This window comes from Edaphobacter dinghuensis (assembly GCF_014640335.1).
Lineage (GTDB): Bacteria > Acidobacteriota > Terriglobia > Terriglobales > Acidobacteriaceae > Edaphobacter > Edaphobacter dinghuensis.
This window is the reverse complement of sequence record NZ_BMGT01000002.1, coordinates 499,989-517,092: the sequence shown is the minus strand read 5'-3', so window position 1 is coordinate 517,092 and position 17,104 is coordinate 499,989. Positions and strand designations below refer to the sequence as shown.

Genomic DNA, 17,104 nt, shown 5'->3' with positions numbered 1-17,104 from the left:
GACACTAGGCCGCTCGCAGCAGGGGCACGACGCGGGCCTTTACCTGTTCTGCGGTGAAGGGCTTACAGATGTAGCCCTGCGCCCCGGCAGAGATGGCGCGCAGAACGAGCGGTTCGCTGCCTTCGGTGGTGATCATGACGACGGGGATGCCGACGGCGAGCTTTTCGTCGCGTCGCTGCTCGAGAAATTGCAGGCCGTCCATCACAGGCATGTTGATGTCGCTGAGAATCAGGGAAAGCGGATTGGATTTACCGTGGTCGTCGCGTAGTGCCTGCAGGGCCTCTTCGCCGTTGGAGGCCTGTAAAACTTCGGTGAGCTCGAGGCCAGCCTGGCGAAGCGCCCGTTCGATCACCTTCCTCATCACTGCTGAATCATCAATAATCAGAGCTCGCAACCCACCCCTCCGGTAGTACATCGATCTGTATGCTGTATCGGCGGATGGGCCGGAAGCTTGAGGGGGCGAAGGCGTTCTTAATTTTCTCTAACCCCGGATGGCAGCACTTCGGCCACTGACCTGCATTAGCACGGGCATGGATAGCGGCTTATATGCGGCATACACCGGTCTGCTGGCGCGCACGCAGGCGCTCGATACTGCGGCCAACAATCTGGCGAACGCGGGAACGACGGGCTTTCGAGCGCAGCGGGATTACTTCAGCGGTGTGCTGACGGGCGGGATGGATCAGGAGAGTTCGGCTGGGGCGTCGCAGGTTGGCCAGTCGGTCAATGACTTTGGTGTGCTTGGAGGCAACCTGCTGGACATGGGGCAGGGAGAGTTGACGGCGACGGGGGATCCGCTGGACTTCGCGCTGCAGGGGCAGGGATTTTTCGCGATACAGACGGCGAATGGGATTCGCTATACGCGGGACGGCTCATTCAGGCGGTCGGCAGCCGGGCTGCTGGAGACGAGCGCAGGAGAGCCGGTGCTCGACGTTAATCAGCAGAGCATCACGATCCCGAGCGGTGCGGTGCATGTGGGGCCGGACGGGAGCATCTCGGTGACGACGCAGAATGGCAACGCCATTGTGGGGCAGGTGGGTGTCTTCGATTTCAGCGATCGGTCGGTGCTTGAGGCTGAGGGGACGAATCGTTTTTCGGCAGGGGGAGTAAAGCCGGTAGCGGGAGCGGCGACTCTGGTTCAGGGATCGGTTGAGGGTTCGAATGAGGATGCGATTCATGGCACCATGCAGCTGGTGCTGGTGCAGCGACAGGCAGAGATGATGCAGAAGGCGCTGAGCGTATTCGACACCAGCTTTGACAAGGTTGCGGCAGAGGACCTGCCGCGGGTCTGACACGAACGGCGGGCGCTCGCGGAGGCCTGTCCTTACTGAAGGAGATGGAGTAGACGATGATTCGAGCGTTATATACGGCAGCGAGCGGCATGAGCGCGCAACAGGCAAATCTGGACACGGTGGCGAACAATCTTGCCAACTCAGCGACGGCCGGGTTTCGTGAGCGAAGGCTGCAGTTTGAAGACATGATCTATCAGAACGTGATCGTGCCGGGATCGGCGGAGAGCCCGCAGACGGATTCGGCGGGGTTGCAGATTGGGTTGGGAACGAAGTCGTCGGCGAGCGAGGTCATCATGACGCAGGGTGACTTCAACTCTACCGGCAACCCGATGGACCTAGAGATTCAGGGATCCGGGTTCTTTCAGGTATCGCGACCCGATGGCACGATTGCGTACACGCGCGCGGGGAGTTTCCACCGCAGTAATCAGGGAACGATGGTGACTGCGGACGGAGACACGGTGCTGCCGGCGATTACGATTCCATCGAATGCGACGAACATCACGATCTCTCCTTATGGCATTGTGACGGCCACGATTCCGGGACAGACGGCGGCGGCGCAGCTGGGAACGATACAGCTGGCGACGTTCGTGAATCCGGGTGGCTTGAACTCGATCGGCGGCAACCTGCTGATGCCGACTGATTCTTCCGGCAATGCGATTACGGACACTCCAGGGGGAAACAGTGGAATGGGGACGCTGCAGCAGGGTGGTCTCGAGAACTCGAACGTCGACGTCGTGGCGGAGTTCGTGCAGATGATTCTGGCGCAGCGCGCGTATGAGAGCAACTCCAAGGTCGTGCATGTGGCCGACGATATGTATTCACAGATCAACGGCATGATTCGATAGGTGCGCTATGGGGAATGTGTTCTGCTTGCGTAGGTGGATATTATCGAGCTTGATTGCACTGGCGGGGTTGCAGAGTGTAACTGCCTTTGCGTCGGCCTGCGCTGCGACACCAGCGGCTGCCGCAAGATTGTCCGGAGCGAAGGTTGTATCTCCGCCGATGCCGAATGACAAAGGCTATCGTGTGGCCAGCGTTCGCTGGGATCCAGTGATGCGTCAGAGCTGGGCGACGATTGTCAGCTGTGGGCATCCTGAGTGGCCGAGTCTTTCACTGCGTACCGCTGGCACCGATCCCGCAGTGCATGGATTGAGCACGCAGGTTCGTGAGGAGGGTTCTCCGCTGGTACGTGCAGGGGATGTCGTCGAGCTTTGGCGGCAGGAAGACCTTTTACGAATCGAAGTGAGCGGCGTTGCAGAACAAAGCGGAAGCATGGGCGAGACCATTCGTGTGCGTTTGCTACGGCGGCCGGGCAGTAGTCAATCTGCGGAAGAGCAGTTCAGCGGAGTCGTTCGCGGGCGGGCAGATGTGGAGATGCAGCCATGACCGTCTTTATGCAGATTGGGTGGGGGGCGAAGACAAAAGATTGGTCAGGCGAGCAGATCGTTCCACCGGTTGCAACGCCGTTAACGCCACGACAGTCTGGAAACGGGGGAATGGGGCCTTTTGTCGCTGGAGCGATTGGGGTGCTGCTGTTGCTGATGGCTGCCTGTTCGCTGCACGCGCAGGTTCAGGCGATTAAAAAAGCGATGGCGCCGAAGCCGAGCGTTGCGGAGACGTCGCTCGACTCGTATCTCGAGCGGGTGCGCACCGCGAATTCGAATGTACAGCCCACGTCGGGATCGATCTGGACGGACAATGGACGGCTGACCCGCATGAATACGGATGTTCGTGCGATGCGGCCTCATGACCTGATCTCAGTAGTGGTAGAGGAGAACCTTGCAGCTTCAACTGATGGAACGGTGAAGAACTCGCGCACTTCGAATGCGAACTCCGGAATCTCCGGATTAATTGGAACCTTGCACGCGGGCAATGCTCTTCAGAATTTGATTAATGCAAACGCGACGGCGGGACTGAACGCTCAAGGTGCGAGCGCGACCAATTCGAGCTTGAGCACAGTCTTTGGAGGACAGGTGATGGCAGTGCTTCCAAATGGAATACTTGTGATCGAAGCGGCTCGACAGGTTGAGTTCAGCCAGCAGACACAGACGATTGTTCTTCATGGACTGGTGCGGCCTGAGGACATCTCTCAACAAAATCAGGTGCTTTCGACTGCGATTTCAAGCCTAGAGCTTGAGGTTCGAGGAAAAGGCATCGTCAACGATTACACCCACCGCCAGAATGCGCTCGTCCGGCTTCTGCAACAGATCTTGATCTTCTAAGTGGATAGGCCATGAGTGCAAGAGTGCGTGAATTGAAGCTTCAATCAATGACGGTAAGAAAAATTGTTTGTCGCAGTCTGATATTGATTGCCTTGCTTGCATTGACGTTACAGGGATTTGCCGTCGATGCAGGGGAGGTGCCGCAGCGAGAGGCACGAGTGAAAGATATCGCTTCGATCGAAGGCATTCGCGACAATCAATTGGTTGGCTACGGCATCGTGGTGGGGTTGCAGGGGACGGGCGACAGCCAACAGACGACCTTTCCAACGCAGACACTGGCTGCGACCTTGCTGCGCATGGGGGTCAGCGTGCCCGCGGCTTCGATCCGGGTGCAGAACCTTGCGGCTGTGTTTGTCGAAGCGACGTTGCCGCCGTTCGCGAGGCCGGGCACCAAGCTCGACGTGACTGTATCCTCTGCTGGCGACGCGAGGAGCCTTGAGGGCGGATTGCTGTTGATGACACCGCTCTATGGCGCCGATGGCAAAATCTACGCGCAGGGGCAGGGGCCATTGGTGGTTGGCGGCTACTCGGTTAGCGTGAATGGAAATACGAAGCAGTATAACCATCCGAATACGGCGCGTGTTCCTTATGGCGCAATTGTAGAGCGGGGCGTGCCGCTTGACCTGGAGGGGCGAAACAAGTTTTCACTGTTGCTGAACGATGCAGATTTTCGGACTGCTGAAGCTGTTTCGCAGGCGATCAATCGCGAGCTGGGAAGGCAGGCGGCACATGCGCTCGACAGCAGGGAGATCGATCTCGAGGTTGCGCACGGCGAGGATGTTCCCGAGCTGCTGGCGCAGGTGGAGTCGGTCGAGGTGCCGGTCTTTCCCAGGGCAAAGGTCGTAGTCAATGAGCGAACGGGTACGGTGGTCATCGGCGGAACGGTGGTGCTACAACCGGTGTCGATTTTGCATGGTGGTTTGGCGATCAATGTTGTGAGTCAGTTCGAGGTATCGCAGCCGAATGCCTTCTCTTCTGGAGGCGCCAGCCAGGTGGTGCAACAGACGAGGATTACTGCGCGGGATAAACCGGTCAATCGCATTGAGTTGAAGCAGGGAGCGACGGTAGATGACCTGGTGCGGAGCCTGCAGACGATTGGAGCGTCGGCGCGGGATGTGATCTCGATCCTTCAGGCTATGAAGTCTGCGGGTGCTTTGGAAGCGGAGATTGAGGTGCTATGAGGATTGATGCGACGATAGCGAGTAGTGCTGCGACAACGAATGAGGCGAAGAACCCCAAGCTGGTGAGCGCCGCGCAACAGTTTGAGTCGATGATGCTGCAAGAGATGTTGAAGCCGATGCGCTCCGGTGAGGATAGCTGGGGAGGAGACGATAACCAGAGCAGCGATAGCGGGATGGATACGATCAGTAGTTTTGGGACTGAAGCCGTGGCTACTGCCATCTCGAAGGGCGGAGGCCTTGGCATTGCGCGGCAGGTGATTCAACAGGTGACACAGGAGCACCAGCGGGACGAGCAAAAAGCGTCGCACGGTACTAAAGTTTAGTCAGGCTGTGCCGATAACTGAAGTAGACGGAGGAACACATGAGTTACACAAATGGGATCGGAAACCTGCAGCAGGCGCTTAGCTCGATTAAGCCTGCAACGACACAGCCGGCCTCTCAGGTGACAGAGTCAACGAGTACCTCACAGCAGCGCAGCACGGTTGCGGCTCCAGCTAAGCAGGCCGATCAGACGAATCTGAGCTCTGCCGGCGGAATGATCGCGCACGCACTTGAGGGTTCCGATGTGCGGACGGACAAGGTTGCAGCTTTGCAGAAGGCGATTGCCTCGGGAAACTATAACGTTTCTTCGTCGGATGTGGCCGGCAAGATGATCGACTCTCTGCTGGAGTAGAGATGGGTATCAAACAGGCGCTGTGCAATGCGCTCGACGAGACGGTCCACGCGCTTGCCATTCTGGATTTAGACACTCTTCAAGCGATCGAACGACAGATGACGACGCTGGCTCAAACCGAACCTGTGGCGGATGGACTCGACATCGATTCCATTCTGGCGAAGAAGCGTGTGCTTGAACTGGTTTTGTACCACAGTGAATCAAATCTCAATGCGCTTCGCCGTTTATACGGAAGAAATACGAGAGATCTATGGGAACGCTGAGCTCGCTGATGGACCTGTCCCGGGAAGCCTTGATGGCGGACCAGAACGCTCTGAACATAACTGCAAACAATGTGTCGAACCAGAATACACCGGGCTATACACGTGAGGTGGTGAACTGGCAGCCGGCCGATGCTGTAACGCTGAGCGGCACAAGCTATAGCATCGGAGTTTCGAGCACTGCGGTGTCCGTGCGCGACCGGGTTCTTGAACAGCGTGTACAGCAGCAGACGCAGACGCAGGCGCAGAGTGGAGCGTTGCAGACGGCACTGCAGCAGGTGCAGGACATCTTTGGCCTGACCTCGACGAGCACATCGGCCAGCTCGACGACGCTTGGCTCCGCGGTGGATTCCTTCTTCAATTCGCTCTCGTCGCTTGAGAGCAATCCTGCGGATACGTCGGCCCGACAGGCAGTGCTGACTGCGGCGAACAATTTGACCTCGGCTTTCAACTCTGCGTCGAACCAGCTTTCTCAGGTGAGCACGGGACTCGACCAGCAGGTCGGCACAACGGTGGGCCAGATCAATTCGTTGACGACGACGATTGCCTCGCTGAACCAGCAGATCGCGACGATCAGCCCCAACGCGGATGCGGGAACGCTTGAGGATCAACGGCAACTTGCGATTGCACAGTTGTCGCAGTATGTCGGACTGGACCAGATGACGACCGAATCGAATGGCATTACATTGACGACCGCGAACGGTGCGATTCTGGTGAGCGGCAGTCAATCATATGCGCTGAGCACGACGCAGGTGGCCGGAAAGACCGACGTGGTTGCTAATGGGCAGGACATCACTTCGGGTATTACCGGCGGACAGCTTGGCGGTGTCTTGCAGGCGAGAGATCAGAATCTGCCGACGTATGCGAGTGCGCTGGATAATCTCGCTTATGGGATTGGGACGGCGGTGAACCAGCAGAATGCGCTGGGGACCGATGGCAACGGTAATCCTGGGGGAGCGATCTTCACGCTGCCGACCAGCGCTGCCGGTGCGGCGGGTTTGATTCAGGTGGCAACCAGCGACCCGAAGGCGATTGCGGCGGCTGCAACAGGCGAAGGATCTTCGGGTAGTGGCAACGCAATTGCGCTGGCGGATCTTTCGACAGCGAATGTTGCCGGCGGACAGACGGCCTCGGGATTTCTAGCTTCGTTTCTTGGCCAGGTCGGCAATGATACGGCCGGGGCGACTACTAACAATACGGCTCAGCAGGCTACTTTGACACAGCTTACGAGTCAGCGAGACTCGCTCTCCGGTGTCTCGCTTGATGAGGAGGCGTCGAACCTGACGCAGTATCAGCGCTCCTATGAGGCTGCGGCGAAGGTGTTCTCGATTGTCGATTCGATTATGGCCAGCGCGTTGAATCTAGGCGTGGAGACGACGGTGACCTAAAGCGGGCGCAACATCGTCTGCGGTTTAGTCAGTTCAGATCAGGAGGAGCGTGCGTGAGGGTCGATCCGAATTATGTCAGCAATCTTGTGGGTGCGTTGAACCAGTCGAGCAGTCTGGAAGCTACGCTTACGAATGAGCTTTCGAGTGGGCTGCGAGTTACTTCTTTGCAGGACGATCCGACAGCGGTGGCAGAGAGTACGGTGATGGGCAGCGCGATCTCGAAGGACGACACCTTTGTGCAGACCGCATCCGGGACGCAGTCCATGATGCAGGTCTCGGATTCGACGCTGGGCGAGATCGTGAGCCAACTGACTTCGGCGGTATCGCTGGCGGTTTCGGGAAGTAACGGAACACTCAACTCGGCCAACATCGCCAGCGTGCAGCAACAGTTGACCGGAATTCGCGATCAAGTCTTGTCGCTGGCGAATACGAGCTACCTTGGGCAGGCGCTCTTTGCAGGCAGCCAGGGATCGGTCAAGCCGTTTACGTTGAACACCTCGACTTCACCTGCCACGACCAGCTATGTGGGGGACACGAACGTCAACTATGTTGAGACACCAAGCGGGCAAAAGATCCAGACGAATCTTGCGGGATCGGATGTCTTTGGCTCGGGTAGCACGGGTGTCTTTGGAGCGTTGAACCAATTGATCGCCGATTTTGCAGGGGGGACGGCCAGCGCAAGTGCTGTCGCCGATACCGGAACTCTGTCGGCTGCGCTTAGCAATGTATCTGCACAACGCAGTCTGCTGGATGGTTCACTGAGTCGTCTGCAAGCGACAAGCACGTATGCACAGACAGAGGAGAGCCAGTTCAAGGTGCAGCAGGGAAACCTGGTCTCTGCCGATCCGGCTTCGGTGGCGACGCAGCTAAGTGCGGCTGAGACGCAGAATCAAGCATTGATGAGCGTAATGACTGCACTTGAGAAGTCAGATCTGTTTGACTACATGCAATAGATCGTCTTTCTTTCGATGCAAAAGGCCCAGCCCGAAAGGGTTGGGTCTTTTGTTTTCTTAACTGGAGTGAGTTTCTATCTGGTGGAATTGTTTCTTTATACTGGAACCGCGGGGTCATGATGGGAACAATTCGTTTTTTATGGAATGCCACGCGAGGCGAGAGGCTACGACCCTGGCGAAGTCCCTATCTGCGCTGGCGTCTTGAGACCTACTCGGGCCAGCGAGCGGATACGGTGCGGGCAAGGGATTTCTGGAACCTGTTTTGGAAAGAGAAGAGGCAGTTACTGCGGTTTCTTCGCTGGACGGGCGAGATCAAGGGCTATGCGGAGAAGCCGATAGACGGCGGACGTTGATCTCGCATCTATCTCAGGCAAGATCGAAAGCGGAAAAGGGGAAGCGATGAGCGAATGGTTGAAGGTGAAGGCGTCGGATGGCAATGAGCTGAGCGTGTACGTGGCTCGTCCTGAGGGAGAGCCGATTGGGGCAATCGTGCTCGTGCAAGAGATCTTCGGCGTCAACTGGCATATACGCAATGTGGCTGACGAGTATGCCAAAGAGGGATACGTTGTGGTTGCTCCGGCTCTGTTCGACCGCTATGAGCGTGATGTGGAGCTGAAGTACGAAGGCGAGGACGCCAAGCGTGCCGGTGAGTTTTGGAAGAAGCTGAATCCTGAGACAGCGCTGCTGGATATCGCGGTGGCCTATGAAGTAGCAAAGGAAGTAGGCAGGGGCATTGGCGTGCTCGGGTTTTGCTACGGCGGCTTGATGAGCTGGCTGACGGCGACGCGGGGCGAGACGCTGAAGATGCAGCCTTCGTGCTGCGTCGGCTACTACCCCGGAGGGATTGGGAAGTATGCCACCGAGGAGCCGAGCTGCCCGGTGATGCTGCACTTTGGCGGTGCCGATAGCCATATTGGAGCCGATCAGATTGAGGCGGTGCGAACGGCTCATCCTGATGTCGAGATCTATGTTTACGAGGGCGCGGGGCATGCGTTCAATCGCAGTGTGGACCCGAATACGCATCATGCGGCATCTGCTGCATTGGCGCGGAAGCGGACGCTGGCTTTTTTCAAGACGAATGTTGCCTGAGAGATCGTCGATCTAAATCGACTGGCTGGAGCGATCGGTTCAGCCAGTCGCGCTACGCCTTGGTGTGCTCTTGAACGAGATCGAGGAAGAGCTGGTGGACGCGGGTGTCGGCGCTTAGCTCTGGGTGAAAAGTAGCGGCAAGCAGGTGGCCCTGGCGAACGAGGACGGGGAAGCCGTCGCGCTCTGCGAGGGTTTCAACGCCGGGCCCAGTGTGGGTGATGCGGGGAGCGCGGATGAAGACCATCTCTAGTGGGTCGCCTTCGAGCTTTGTCGGCGCGGTGAGAATGGCGGAGTCGATCTGGCGGCCGTAGGCGTTGCGCTCAACGGTGATGTCGAGGACGGCGAGAGATTTCTGTGTTGGATTTTCTACATGGTTTGCCAGCAGAATGGCTCCGGCGCAGGTGCCGAAGGTAGGGGTGGCCTCGACGAAGGATTGCAGGACATCGAGGAAGCCGTCTCGCTCGAGGAACTTCAAAAAGGTGGTGGATTCGCCGCCGGGGATGATGAGGCCGTCGAGGTCCTTGAGCTCTGCCGGGTTGCGAATGAGCTTCGCGGTGACGCCGAGGGCTTCGAGGGCTTTTGCGTGGGCTTCAAATGCGCCTTGCAGGGCAAGTACACCGATGGTGAGGGTTTTGGGCATGGCTGGTTTAATGGTATCTGAGACAGACGGCGCGATGTTGCGATTGCCGGTATTCATTTCTAATTAGATTGTTCAGGGATGCCAAAGGAGCGATTAATGAAGGCTGCAGTGGTGAACAGCTTCGATAGAGTGCCTGAGTACGGTGAGTTTGATGAGCCTGCCGCGCAGGCGGGCGAAGTACTCGTGAAGGTCAGTGCGGCTGGGTTGAGCCAGTTGGTTCGCGGTCAGGCGGCTGGAAGACACTACAGCAGCAGCCCCGTGCTTCCGTTTATTCCGGGCGTAGACGGCGTGGGAAGGCTGGCTGATGGACGCAGGGTTTATTTTGCGTTTCCGAGGTCTCCGTTCGGTTCGATGGCCGAGCTGACGGTGGTTCAAAGCTCGCAATACGTTGCGCTACCGGAGGAACTTGACGATGTTACGGCAGCCGCAGCGGCGAATCCTGGGATGTCTTCGTGGGTCGCTTTGAACGAGCGTGCCAAATTTGTTGCCGGGGAGACTGTGCTGATCAATGGAGCGACGGGTGTTTCTGGGCGGCTGGCGATCCAGATTGCGAAGTATCTGGGTGCTCGTCGCGTAATTGCGACGGGCCGAAATGAAGCAAGCGTTGCGGAGCTTCCATCGCTGGGAGCGGACAGCGTGATTGCGCTGGACCAGTCGCCCGAGCAGTTGACGGAGGTCTTTCGGAAGGAGATCAAAGAGAGTGGCGTGAATGTGATTCTCGACTATCTCTGGGGGGCATCGGCGGAGAGCCTGATAGCTGCTGTCGCCGGGCATGGTTCAGGTGAGGCGGAACCGCGTATTCGTTATGTGCAGATCGGTTCGGTGACGGGGCAGACGATTACGCTTTCGTCGGGAGCGTTGCGCAGCTCTGGGCTGGAACTGCTGGGGAGTGGGTTGGGCAGCGTCTCCAATGAGGTACTGGTGAAGAATATCGGAGAGTTTATGAAGGCGGTTGTGCCGGGAAAACTGAAGATCGCCGCTCAGGCTGTTCCGCTTTCTCAGGTGTCGGAGGCATGGAGTAGCAAGACTGCGGATCGTATTGTTTTTACGTTGTAGCTAAGGTTTAGGCAATGCAAAAGGCAGGAGCCTGCGCAGGCTCCTGCCTTTTGCGCGGGTGTACTACCAGCCGCGGGTCTGCATCAACTGGGCCTCTTCGATGGCAGCAGCAGCCAAGCCCTTCATGGTTCCTGTGACCTGTTCGCTGGCTTCGGCTACGATCTTCGGATCGTTGTAGTGGGTTGTGGCGATGACGATGGCCTTGGCGCGGGAGACGGCTTCGGCGCGCTCCTTCGGGTCGTTCTCGACGTCGAGCGGGGTGGCGCGCTCCTTCATGAAGATGCCTGAGCCTACAAAGACCGACTCGGCGCCGAGCTGCATCATAAGAGCGGCGTCAGCGGGAGTGGCGATGCCGCCAGCTGAGAAATTGGGAACGGGAAGCTTACCGGCCTTAGCAACCATCTTTACGAGTTCGTAGGGTGCGCCGTGGACCTTGGCGGCGTTATAAAGCTCGGAGTCGTCGAGGACAGTGAGCGCCTTGATCTCGCGGACGATCTGGCGCATGTGCTGGACGGCGTGAACGACGTCGCCGGTGCCCGGTTCGCCCTTGGTACGGATCATGGCTGCGCCTTCGGCGATGCGGCGGAGGGCCTCACCTAAGTTGCGGGCCCCGCAGACGAAGGGAGTGGTGAAGGCGTGCTTGTCGATGTGGTAGACCTCGTCCGCTGGGGTGAGGACCTCGGACTCGTCGATGAAGTCGACACCGAGGGTCTGGAGCACCTGGGCTTCGGCGAAGTGGCCGATGCGGGCCTTGGCCATGACCGGGATGGAGACGGCGGCGACGATCTCTTTGATGAGCTTGGGATTAGCCATGCGAGCGACGCCGCCTTCGGCGCGGATCATGGCCGGGACGCGCTCGAGCGCCATGACGGAGATGGCACCGGCCTCTTCGGCGATGCGGGCCTGCTCAACGTTCATGACGTCCATGATGACGCCACCTTTCAGCATCTCGGCCAGGCCGGTCTTGAGGCGAAGGGAGGATGAGGCGAAGTTGCCGTTGGTGGTGTGGTCTGCCATGACGATATCTCCTTGCCGCGAGAGGCGCGCTGAGGGGGTGATTCAGGCTGTTCGCGGGAAAGTTAAGTTTATCAGTTTTAGGGCGATGGATGTAGGTGCCGCAACTGTTGACAGAGATGAGGCTTGCAGCAAGAGATTAGCTGAAAATTCAAGATGTGTTTATGTGAAGTGCCGTGTCATCTCGTCAAACTAATCAAAGAGTCAGGTATTGCCAGCGTACGGAGGGCAAATGGAAGCGGAACTGACGATTGTGATTCCTGCGAAGAACGAAGTGAAGATGCTGCCGAAGCTGCTGAAATCGCTTTGTAAGCAGGACTATGAGGGCATGGCGCAGACAAGGGTGATTGTTGCGGATGCCGAATCAACCGATGGCACGGTGGAGGTAGCACTGAGCTTTCGTGATCGGTTGAATGTCGAGGTAATTCCGGGAGGGCTGCCCTCGGTGGGAAGGAATGCGGGCGCGCGTCTGGCGACGACCCGGTTTGTGCTGTTTCTGGACGCGGATGTGGAGTTGCCGGAGCCGACCCTGTTGCGGCGGGCGCTGTGGAAGATGACGCGCAGGGATCTGCACCTGGCGACGACGAATATTTCCTGTAGGCATGGCGGATTCTTCGACGATGCGCTGTATGCGGGAAACAACCTGGTGCAGCGAATGAGTTCGTTTGTGAGTCCTTTTGCGACAGGAATGTTTATGCTGTTCGACCGCGAGGCGTTCTGGCGGCTGGGTGGCTTCAATGAGCGCGCGCTGTTTGCAGAGGACTATCTCTTATCCAAAGGTGTGGAACGATTGCGGTTTCGGATTGTTCGAGGCAAGGTGCTAACCACCAATCGGCGGTTCAAGAAGCTGGGGCACGCGCGGATGGTCTGGATGTTCTTCAAGACGATGCTGCATAGCTGGGATGAGGGATATTTTTTAGAAGATCAGGGGTACTGGGAAGAGCTTGAGGCCTAGGGTTTGTACTTCGTCCTGAGATTTAGATCTGAGGTTGGGTGAGGCCGGTGCGGGCGAGCAGCTTCTCGTCGATGACGACGAAGAGGCCTTTACCGCGAGCGAGGACGGCTCCTTCGGAATCCAGTAGTTCTGCTTGATGGAAGAGTTTGCGTCCTTCGCGGCGCAGGTGGCGACTGATGAGTGTCAACGGCTGGTGAAGCGGTGCGGGGCGTAGGTAATCGACCTCCATGTGGCGGGTCATAGCAAGAACGCTGAGCGGGCGGTTGAGTTTGCTCATGGACTCGTCGAGCAGTGTGGCTACGATGCCTCCATGGATGTAGCCAGGTGGGCCTTCGTATAGTTGCGTCAATTGAATATGCGCGGTCGCAGTGGGAGCTTCGGGATGGGTAGTGTCGATCTCGAAGCTGAGGTGGAGCCCCTGAGGATTGGCCGGACCGCAGCCGAAGCAGTGACTGGCTCGCTCGTCCAGGGTTGGATGGCCTTTCATTACGTGAGCGTCTCCTGTTCCGATGGTATCGAGCTTTGCTGGTCAATATATACCTGTGCGACGGATGTTATTGGATGGGGTATAGAATTCCGTGCACATGGACTTCTCGCCTGCCAATATTACCGCGCTCGTAATTGCTGCCAGCTTTGCGGCGGGTTTGAATATCTATGCCACGGTATTGACCCTGGGAATATTGGCACGGACGCACTGGGTTGCGCTGCCTGCGGGATTGGACTCGCTGGGGCATACGTGGGTGATTGTTGTATGCGCGATCATGTTCGCGGTTGAGTTTGTGGCTGACAAGATTCCGGGGTTCGATGTCTTCTGGAACGTGCTGCACACTGCTGTTCGTGTGCCGATTGCAGCCCTGGTCGCTTACCATGCGAGCGCGCAGCTTTCACCGCAGATGCAGATCATCGCCACTGGAGTAGGAGCGGCGATTGCGCTGGCTACGCATAGTTCGAAGACAGCGCTACGGGCGGTGGTGACGCCGAGCCCTGAGCCGGTGTCGAATATTGCGCTGAGCAGTACGGAAGACGTTGTTGCGGTAGGACTGACGTGGTTTGCTACGCACCATCCGATTGTGGCTGCTTCGATCGCGGTGGCCTTACTGGTGGCTGCGGTGTTGGCTGCGCGGGCGCTTTTACGTGCGATTCAGCGGCCGTTGCGACGCTTGTTCGGGATGCCGCCCACAGATGCTCCGGTGGTTACCAAGCCTTCTACGGAATGAGCCATCGCCGCGCGATAAGCGGACGCGATGGTATTCTAGCCGCAATCACGGTGATAGCGAGGCTGTAACTTTTCATGTCCAATCCAGACGTTTCGGCAGCAGAATCAACCTTCGAAAACAACGAATCCTTCGACAAGATCCTTTCGCAGTATGAGCAGAGCCACTCGCACCGCGTGGGCGAGGATGGCAGGCAGCTTGAAGGGACGGTGATCGCTGTCTCGGCTGAGTCGGTGTTTGTCGATATTGGCTTTAAGACCGAAGGCATTCTTCCGCTGACCTTGTTTCAGAACGCCAATGAGACGGTAGAAGTAGGCACGAAGCTGCTGGTGACAGTGAAGGGGCGCAATGAGGAGGGTTACTACGAGCTTTCGCGGCAGAGAGTGGAGCGTCCGAAGGACTGGACTTCGCTGGAGAAGGCCTTTGCCGAAAAGGCGATCATCGTAGGCACGGTGACCGGTGTTGTTAAGGGTGGACTGACTGTGGATGTGGGCTCGCGGGCGTTTATGCCGGGATCGCGTAGCGGCGCACGTGACGCTGGCGAGATGGAAAAGTTGGTAGGACAGGAGATTACCTGCCGGATCATCAAACTGGATGTGGCTGAGGAAGATGTTGTGGTCGATCATCGCTCGGTTGCTGAAGAGGAAGAGCGCTCGACGAAGGAGCGGCGGTTTGCCGAGATCAAGGAAGGCGACACCGCTCTGGGAACGGTGCGCAGCCTTGCGGACTACGGCGCGTTTGTCGATATCGGCGGTGTGGATGGGCTACTGCACATCAGTGATATCGCGTGGGGGCGTGTGAACAAGCCGGCCGACGTGCTTTCCGCCGGGCAGCAGGTTGAAGTGAAGGTGCTGAAGATTGATGCAGCGACCAAGAAGATTTCCCTGGGGATGAAGCAGCTTTTGCCGCATCCGTGGGACGCGGTGGAAGGGAAGTACAGGGCGGGCGAGCGGGTTCGTGGAGTGGTGACTCGCGCGACCGACTTTGGCGCGTTTGTCGAACTGGAGACGGGGGTTGAGGGGATGGTTCACCTTTCCGAGATGTCGTGGGCGAAGAAGGTTCACAAGCCCAGCGACATGCTGAAGCCGGGGGAGACCGTAGAGGTGATGATCCTTGGCATCAACGTGGCGGAGCGGCGCATGTCGCTGGGGCTGAAGCAGACGCTGGGCGATCCGTGGGCAGAGGCGCAGGAGAAGTTTGCGGTTGGCTCGACAGTGGAAGGGCCGGTCGTCAGCCTCACCAAGTTTGGCACGTTTGTACAACTTGCTGAGGGCGTCGAGGGCATGATTCATGTCAGCGAGATCAGCGCGGAGAAGCGTGTGGAGCGTCCGCAGGATGTGCTGCGCGTGGGCCAGGTGGTGAAGGCTAAGGTGCTCGATATCGACAAGGAGAAACGTCAGATCAAGCTGAGCATGAAGCAGCTTGTTCCGACTGGTCTCGATGAGTACATCGCCGAGCATAAGCAAGGCGATGTCGTGACGGGACGACTGATTGAGGTTTCCGGCGACAATGCAATGGTAGAACTGGGCGAAGGGATTCGCAGCAAGTGCAGAATAGTTGCGACTGCGGCAAAGGAAGAGCAGCCTGCGGCTGCAGGACAGGTGGATCTTTCAGCCTTCAGCTCGATGTTGAAGGAACGCTGGAAGAGTGGGTCTGCGAGCACAGTCAAGACGGATGAGATTCGCGCAGGGCAGATTCGTAGCTTCAAGATTACGAAGCTGGATCAGGATGCAAAGACGATTGAGGTGCAGCTCGTTTAAGAGCGTGCCATCGGTGGTGGCTGATATCCGAAGTCGTGTTCGATCGCTGCGGCGATGCCGAGCACGACTTCATCCTGATACGGTCGGCCAGTGATCTGAATGCCGATGGGTAGACCTTCCGAGGAACGTCCTACCGGCACAACGGCTGCGGGTGCGCCGAGCAGGTTGAACCATTGGGTGTAGCGCATCGCATCGAGATAGGCGACCTGCTGGCCGTCGATCTTCCATTCCCGTTCACCGTGACGGAATGCAGGGACAGAACATACCGGCATAAGCAGGATGGGGAATTCGCGCATCTCTTCGAGCAACGCCGCCCTAATGACATCGCACTCTGCCCATGCAAAAAGTAGCTCATCTCCCGCGAGCGGCGGGTCCTGGCGGGCGATAGCGAGGAAGTCCTGAAAGGTTGGGCTGAGCCGAGATTCTTTGCCAGCAAAGATGGGATTGAGCAACATGGCTCCACAACGCACAAAATATTTCCACCAGAGCTTGCGTGCTTGTTCGAGTGCGCGGGGGCGGAGCGGTTCGATATGGAAACCCTGGTTGCGCAGGGAACGGACTGCGTCCTGTACGGCTTGACGTGTCTCGGGAGTTACGGGCGCGATTCCGTCGTCTTCAAAGAAACCTATCGGAATTTGCCGCAGTTCTTCTGTGGTGTAGTGCTGGAGTGGCACAGGAGCACCGGTGGGGTCGCTATCGGTGTGGCCGGAGAGGACATTGAAGAGAAGCGATACGTCGGCAATGGTGCGTGCCATAGGGCCGATGGCTCCGAGCAGTGAGAACGGTCCGACGCACGGTGGAAGATGGCCGATTGCGGGGATTCTGCCGGGGGTTGGCTTGAGCGCGCAGATGCCGGTGAAGTGTGCAGGCTCGCGTACGGAGCCTCCGCCGTCGCTGCCAAAGCCGCTGGTAGAGAGGCCCGCTGCGATAGCTGCCGATTCGCCGCCGCTGGAGCCTCCTGCGGTGCGCGTAAGATCCCACGGATTTGAGGTGCGACCGTAGAGGAGGTTATCTGTCTCGTAGGCCATTAGGAACTCGGGACAGTTCGTCGTCCCGAGAATGATCGCGCCTGCTTGTCTGCTGCGTTCGACGATGACGGCATCTTCCTTAGGAAGATGCCCCTTGTTGAAGAGGCTTCCGGTTTCGCAGCGGTGGTCGGCTACAGCGATGGAGGCCTTGATGGTCATCGGGAGCCCATGCAAAGGGCCGCGAGGAGCTGAGCTTTTTTCGAGAGCGATAGCCTGAGAGCGAACGCGCTGCTCGTCGAAGTCGATGATGGCGTTGAGTTGCAGGTTCAACCGCTTGATCTGAAGAATATGTTCTTCGGCAAGTTCGAGCGGAGAGAGCTTGCGGGCAGAGATCATTGCCAGCAGATCGACGGCAGGTTGAAGGACTAAATCGCTCATGGGG

At 58.0% G+C, this 17,104-nt stretch carries 21 protein-coding genes; 16 read left to right on the top strand and 5 right to left on the bottom strand.

The genetic code is table 11. The features are described 5' to 3' along the window. Nucleotides 1-4: 4 nt before the first annotated feature. Nucleotides 5-394 (bottom strand): response regulator, encoded by a 390-nt coding sequence (locus IEW09_RS07770; RefSeq protein WP_229739177.1) that lies wholly within the window; start codon nt 392-394, stop codon nt 5-7. A 97-nt stretch (nt 395-491) separates the two neighbouring features. Between IEW09_RS07770 and IEW09_RS07765 the strand changes: the two genes are divergently transcribed. The 12 genes from IEW09_RS07765 (at nt 492) to IEW09_RS07710 (ending at nt 9,055) form a co-directional block, all read left to right on the top strand. Further along, a complete protein-coding gene (locus IEW09_RS07765; protein WP_308420538.1) occupies nt 492-1,289 on the top strand; it encodes a flagellar hook-basal body protein in 798 nt (265 codons plus the stop codon). Nucleotides 1,290-1,345: 56 nt separating this feature from the next. Then, the gene (flgG, locus tag IEW09_RS07760; protein WP_188553608.1) at nt 1,346-2,134 is read left to right on the top strand and encodes a flagellar basal-body rod protein FlgG; all 789 of its coding nucleotides are present in this window, start codon (nt 1,346-1,348) and stop codon (nt 2,132-2,134) included. A 49-nt stretch (nt 2,135-2,183) separates the two neighbouring features. Further along, a complete protein-coding gene (locus tag IEW09_RS07755) occupies nt 2,184-2,675 on the top strand; it encodes a flagella basal body P-ring formation protein FlgA (RefSeq protein WP_188553607.1) in 492 nt (163 codons plus the stop codon). After that, nucleotides 2,672-3,511 (top strand): flagellar basal body L-ring protein FlgH, encoded by an 840-nt coding sequence (locus IEW09_RS07750; RefSeq protein WP_229739176.1) that lies wholly within the window; start codon nt 2,672-2,674, stop codon nt 3,509-3,511. Before IEW09_RS07755 ends, IEW09_RS07750 begins: the two co-directional genes overlap by 4 nt. A 47-nt stretch (nt 3,512-3,558) precedes the next feature. Beyond that, a complete protein-coding gene (locus tag IEW09_RS07745; protein ID WP_188553606.1) occupies nt 3,559-4,692 on the top strand; it encodes a flagellar basal body P-ring protein FlgI in 1,134 nt (377 codons plus the stop codon). Then, a complete protein-coding gene (locus IEW09_RS07740) occupies nt 4,689-5,015 on the top strand; it encodes a hypothetical protein (protein WP_188553605.1) in 327 nt (108 codons plus the stop codon). Before IEW09_RS07745 ends, IEW09_RS07740 begins: the two co-directional genes overlap by 4 nt. 38 nt (nt 5,016-5,053) lie before the next feature. After that, entirely contained in the window at nt 5,054-5,365 is a 312-nt protein-coding gene (gene flgM / locus IEW09_RS07735) for a flagellar biosynthesis anti-sigma factor FlgM (RefSeq protein WP_188553604.1), read from the top strand. Between the two features lie 2 nt (nt 5,366-5,367). Continuing rightward, on the top strand, nt 5,368-5,628 hold the full coding sequence (locus tag IEW09_RS07730) for a hypothetical protein (protein ID WP_188553603.1): 261 nt from the start codon (nt 5,368-5,370) through the stop codon (nt 5,626-5,628). Continuing rightward, nucleotides 5,616-7,013, top strand: coding sequence for a flagellar hook-associated protein FlgK (gene flgK, locus IEW09_RS07725; protein WP_188553602.1), 1,398 nt, complete (start codon nt 5,616-5,618; stop codon nt 7,011-7,013). The genes IEW09_RS07730 and flgK overlap by 13 nt, the downstream gene beginning before the upstream one ends. A gap of 53 nt (nt 7,014-7,066) precedes the next feature. Then, complete coding sequence (locus IEW09_RS07720; RefSeq protein ID WP_188553601.1) at nt 7,067-7,966, top strand: flagellin N-terminal helical domain-containing protein; 900 nt, start codon at nt 7,067-7,069, stop codon at nt 7,964-7,966. A gap of 116 nt (nt 7,967-8,082) precedes the next feature. Then, on the top strand, nt 8,083-8,319 hold the full coding sequence (locus tag IEW09_RS07715; RefSeq protein ID WP_188553600.1) for a hypothetical protein: 237 nt from the start codon (nt 8,083-8,085) through the stop codon (nt 8,317-8,319). A 46-nt stretch (nt 8,320-8,365) separates the two neighbouring features. Further along, nucleotides 8,366-9,055, top strand: a complete 690-nt coding sequence (locus IEW09_RS07710) for a dienelactone hydrolase family protein (RefSeq protein WP_188553599.1) — start codon at nt 8,366-8,368, stop codon at nt 9,053-9,055. 52 nt (nt 9,056-9,107) lie between these two features. On the opposite strand, the gene pdxT is transcribed toward IEW09_RS07710, so the two are convergent. Continuing rightward, nucleotides 9,108-9,695 (bottom strand): pyridoxal 5'-phosphate synthase glutaminase subunit PdxT, encoded by a 588-nt coding sequence (pdxT, locus tag IEW09_RS07705; RefSeq protein WP_188554358.1) that lies wholly within the window; start codon nt 9,693-9,695, stop codon nt 9,108-9,110. A 96-nt stretch (nt 9,696-9,791) separates the two neighbouring features. Here pdxT and IEW09_RS07700 point away from each other — a divergent pair, with 96 nt between their 5' ends. Continuing rightward, nucleotides 9,792-10,751 (top strand): quinone oxidoreductase family protein, encoded by a 960-nt coding sequence (locus IEW09_RS07700; RefSeq protein WP_188553598.1) that lies wholly within the window; start codon nt 9,792-9,794, stop codon nt 10,749-10,751. Nucleotides 10,752-10,814: 63 nt separating this feature from the next. On the opposite strand, the gene pdxS is transcribed toward IEW09_RS07700, so the two are convergent. After that, on the bottom strand, nt 10,815-11,768 hold the full coding sequence (gene pdxS, locus IEW09_RS07695; RefSeq protein ID WP_188553597.1) for a pyridoxal 5'-phosphate synthase lyase subunit PdxS: 954 nt from the start codon (nt 11,766-11,768) through the stop codon (nt 10,815-10,817). A gap of 229 nt (nt 11,769-11,997) precedes the next feature. On the opposite strand from pdxS, the gene IEW09_RS07690 reads away from it, so the two are divergent. Beyond that, entirely contained in the window at nt 11,998-12,720 is a 723-nt protein-coding gene (locus tag IEW09_RS07690; RefSeq protein WP_188553596.1) for a glycosyltransferase, read from the top strand. 22 nt (nt 12,721-12,742) lie between these two features. Here IEW09_RS07690 and IEW09_RS07685 read toward each other — a convergent pair whose 3' ends face one another. Continuing rightward, complete coding sequence (locus IEW09_RS07685) at nt 12,743-13,207, bottom strand: PaaI family thioesterase (protein WP_188553595.1); 465 nt, start codon at nt 13,205-13,207, stop codon at nt 12,743-12,745. 97 nt (nt 13,208-13,304) lie between these two features. Here IEW09_RS07685 and IEW09_RS07680 point away from each other — a divergent pair, with 97 nt between their 5' ends. Together IEW09_RS07680 and IEW09_RS07675 are read left to right on the top strand one after the other, a co-directional pair. Then, on the top strand, nt 13,305-13,937 hold the full coding sequence (locus tag IEW09_RS07680) for a DUF4126 domain-containing protein (protein WP_188553594.1): 633 nt from the start codon (nt 13,305-13,307) through the stop codon (nt 13,935-13,937). Nucleotides 13,938-14,011: 74 nt separating this feature from the next. Next, nucleotides 14,012-15,694 (top strand): 30S ribosomal protein S1, encoded by a 1,683-nt coding sequence (locus tag IEW09_RS07675; protein WP_188553593.1) that lies wholly within the window; start codon nt 14,012-14,014, stop codon nt 15,692-15,694. Here IEW09_RS07675 and IEW09_RS07670 read toward each other — a convergent pair. Continuing rightward, on the bottom strand, nt 15,691-17,100 hold the full coding sequence (locus IEW09_RS07670) for an amidase (RefSeq protein WP_188553592.1): 1,410 nt from the start codon (nt 17,098-17,100) through the stop codon (nt 15,691-15,693). The two genes, IEW09_RS07675 and IEW09_RS07670, sit on opposite strands and share 4 nt — an antisense overlap. Nucleotides 17,101-17,104: the final 4 nt, after the last annotated feature.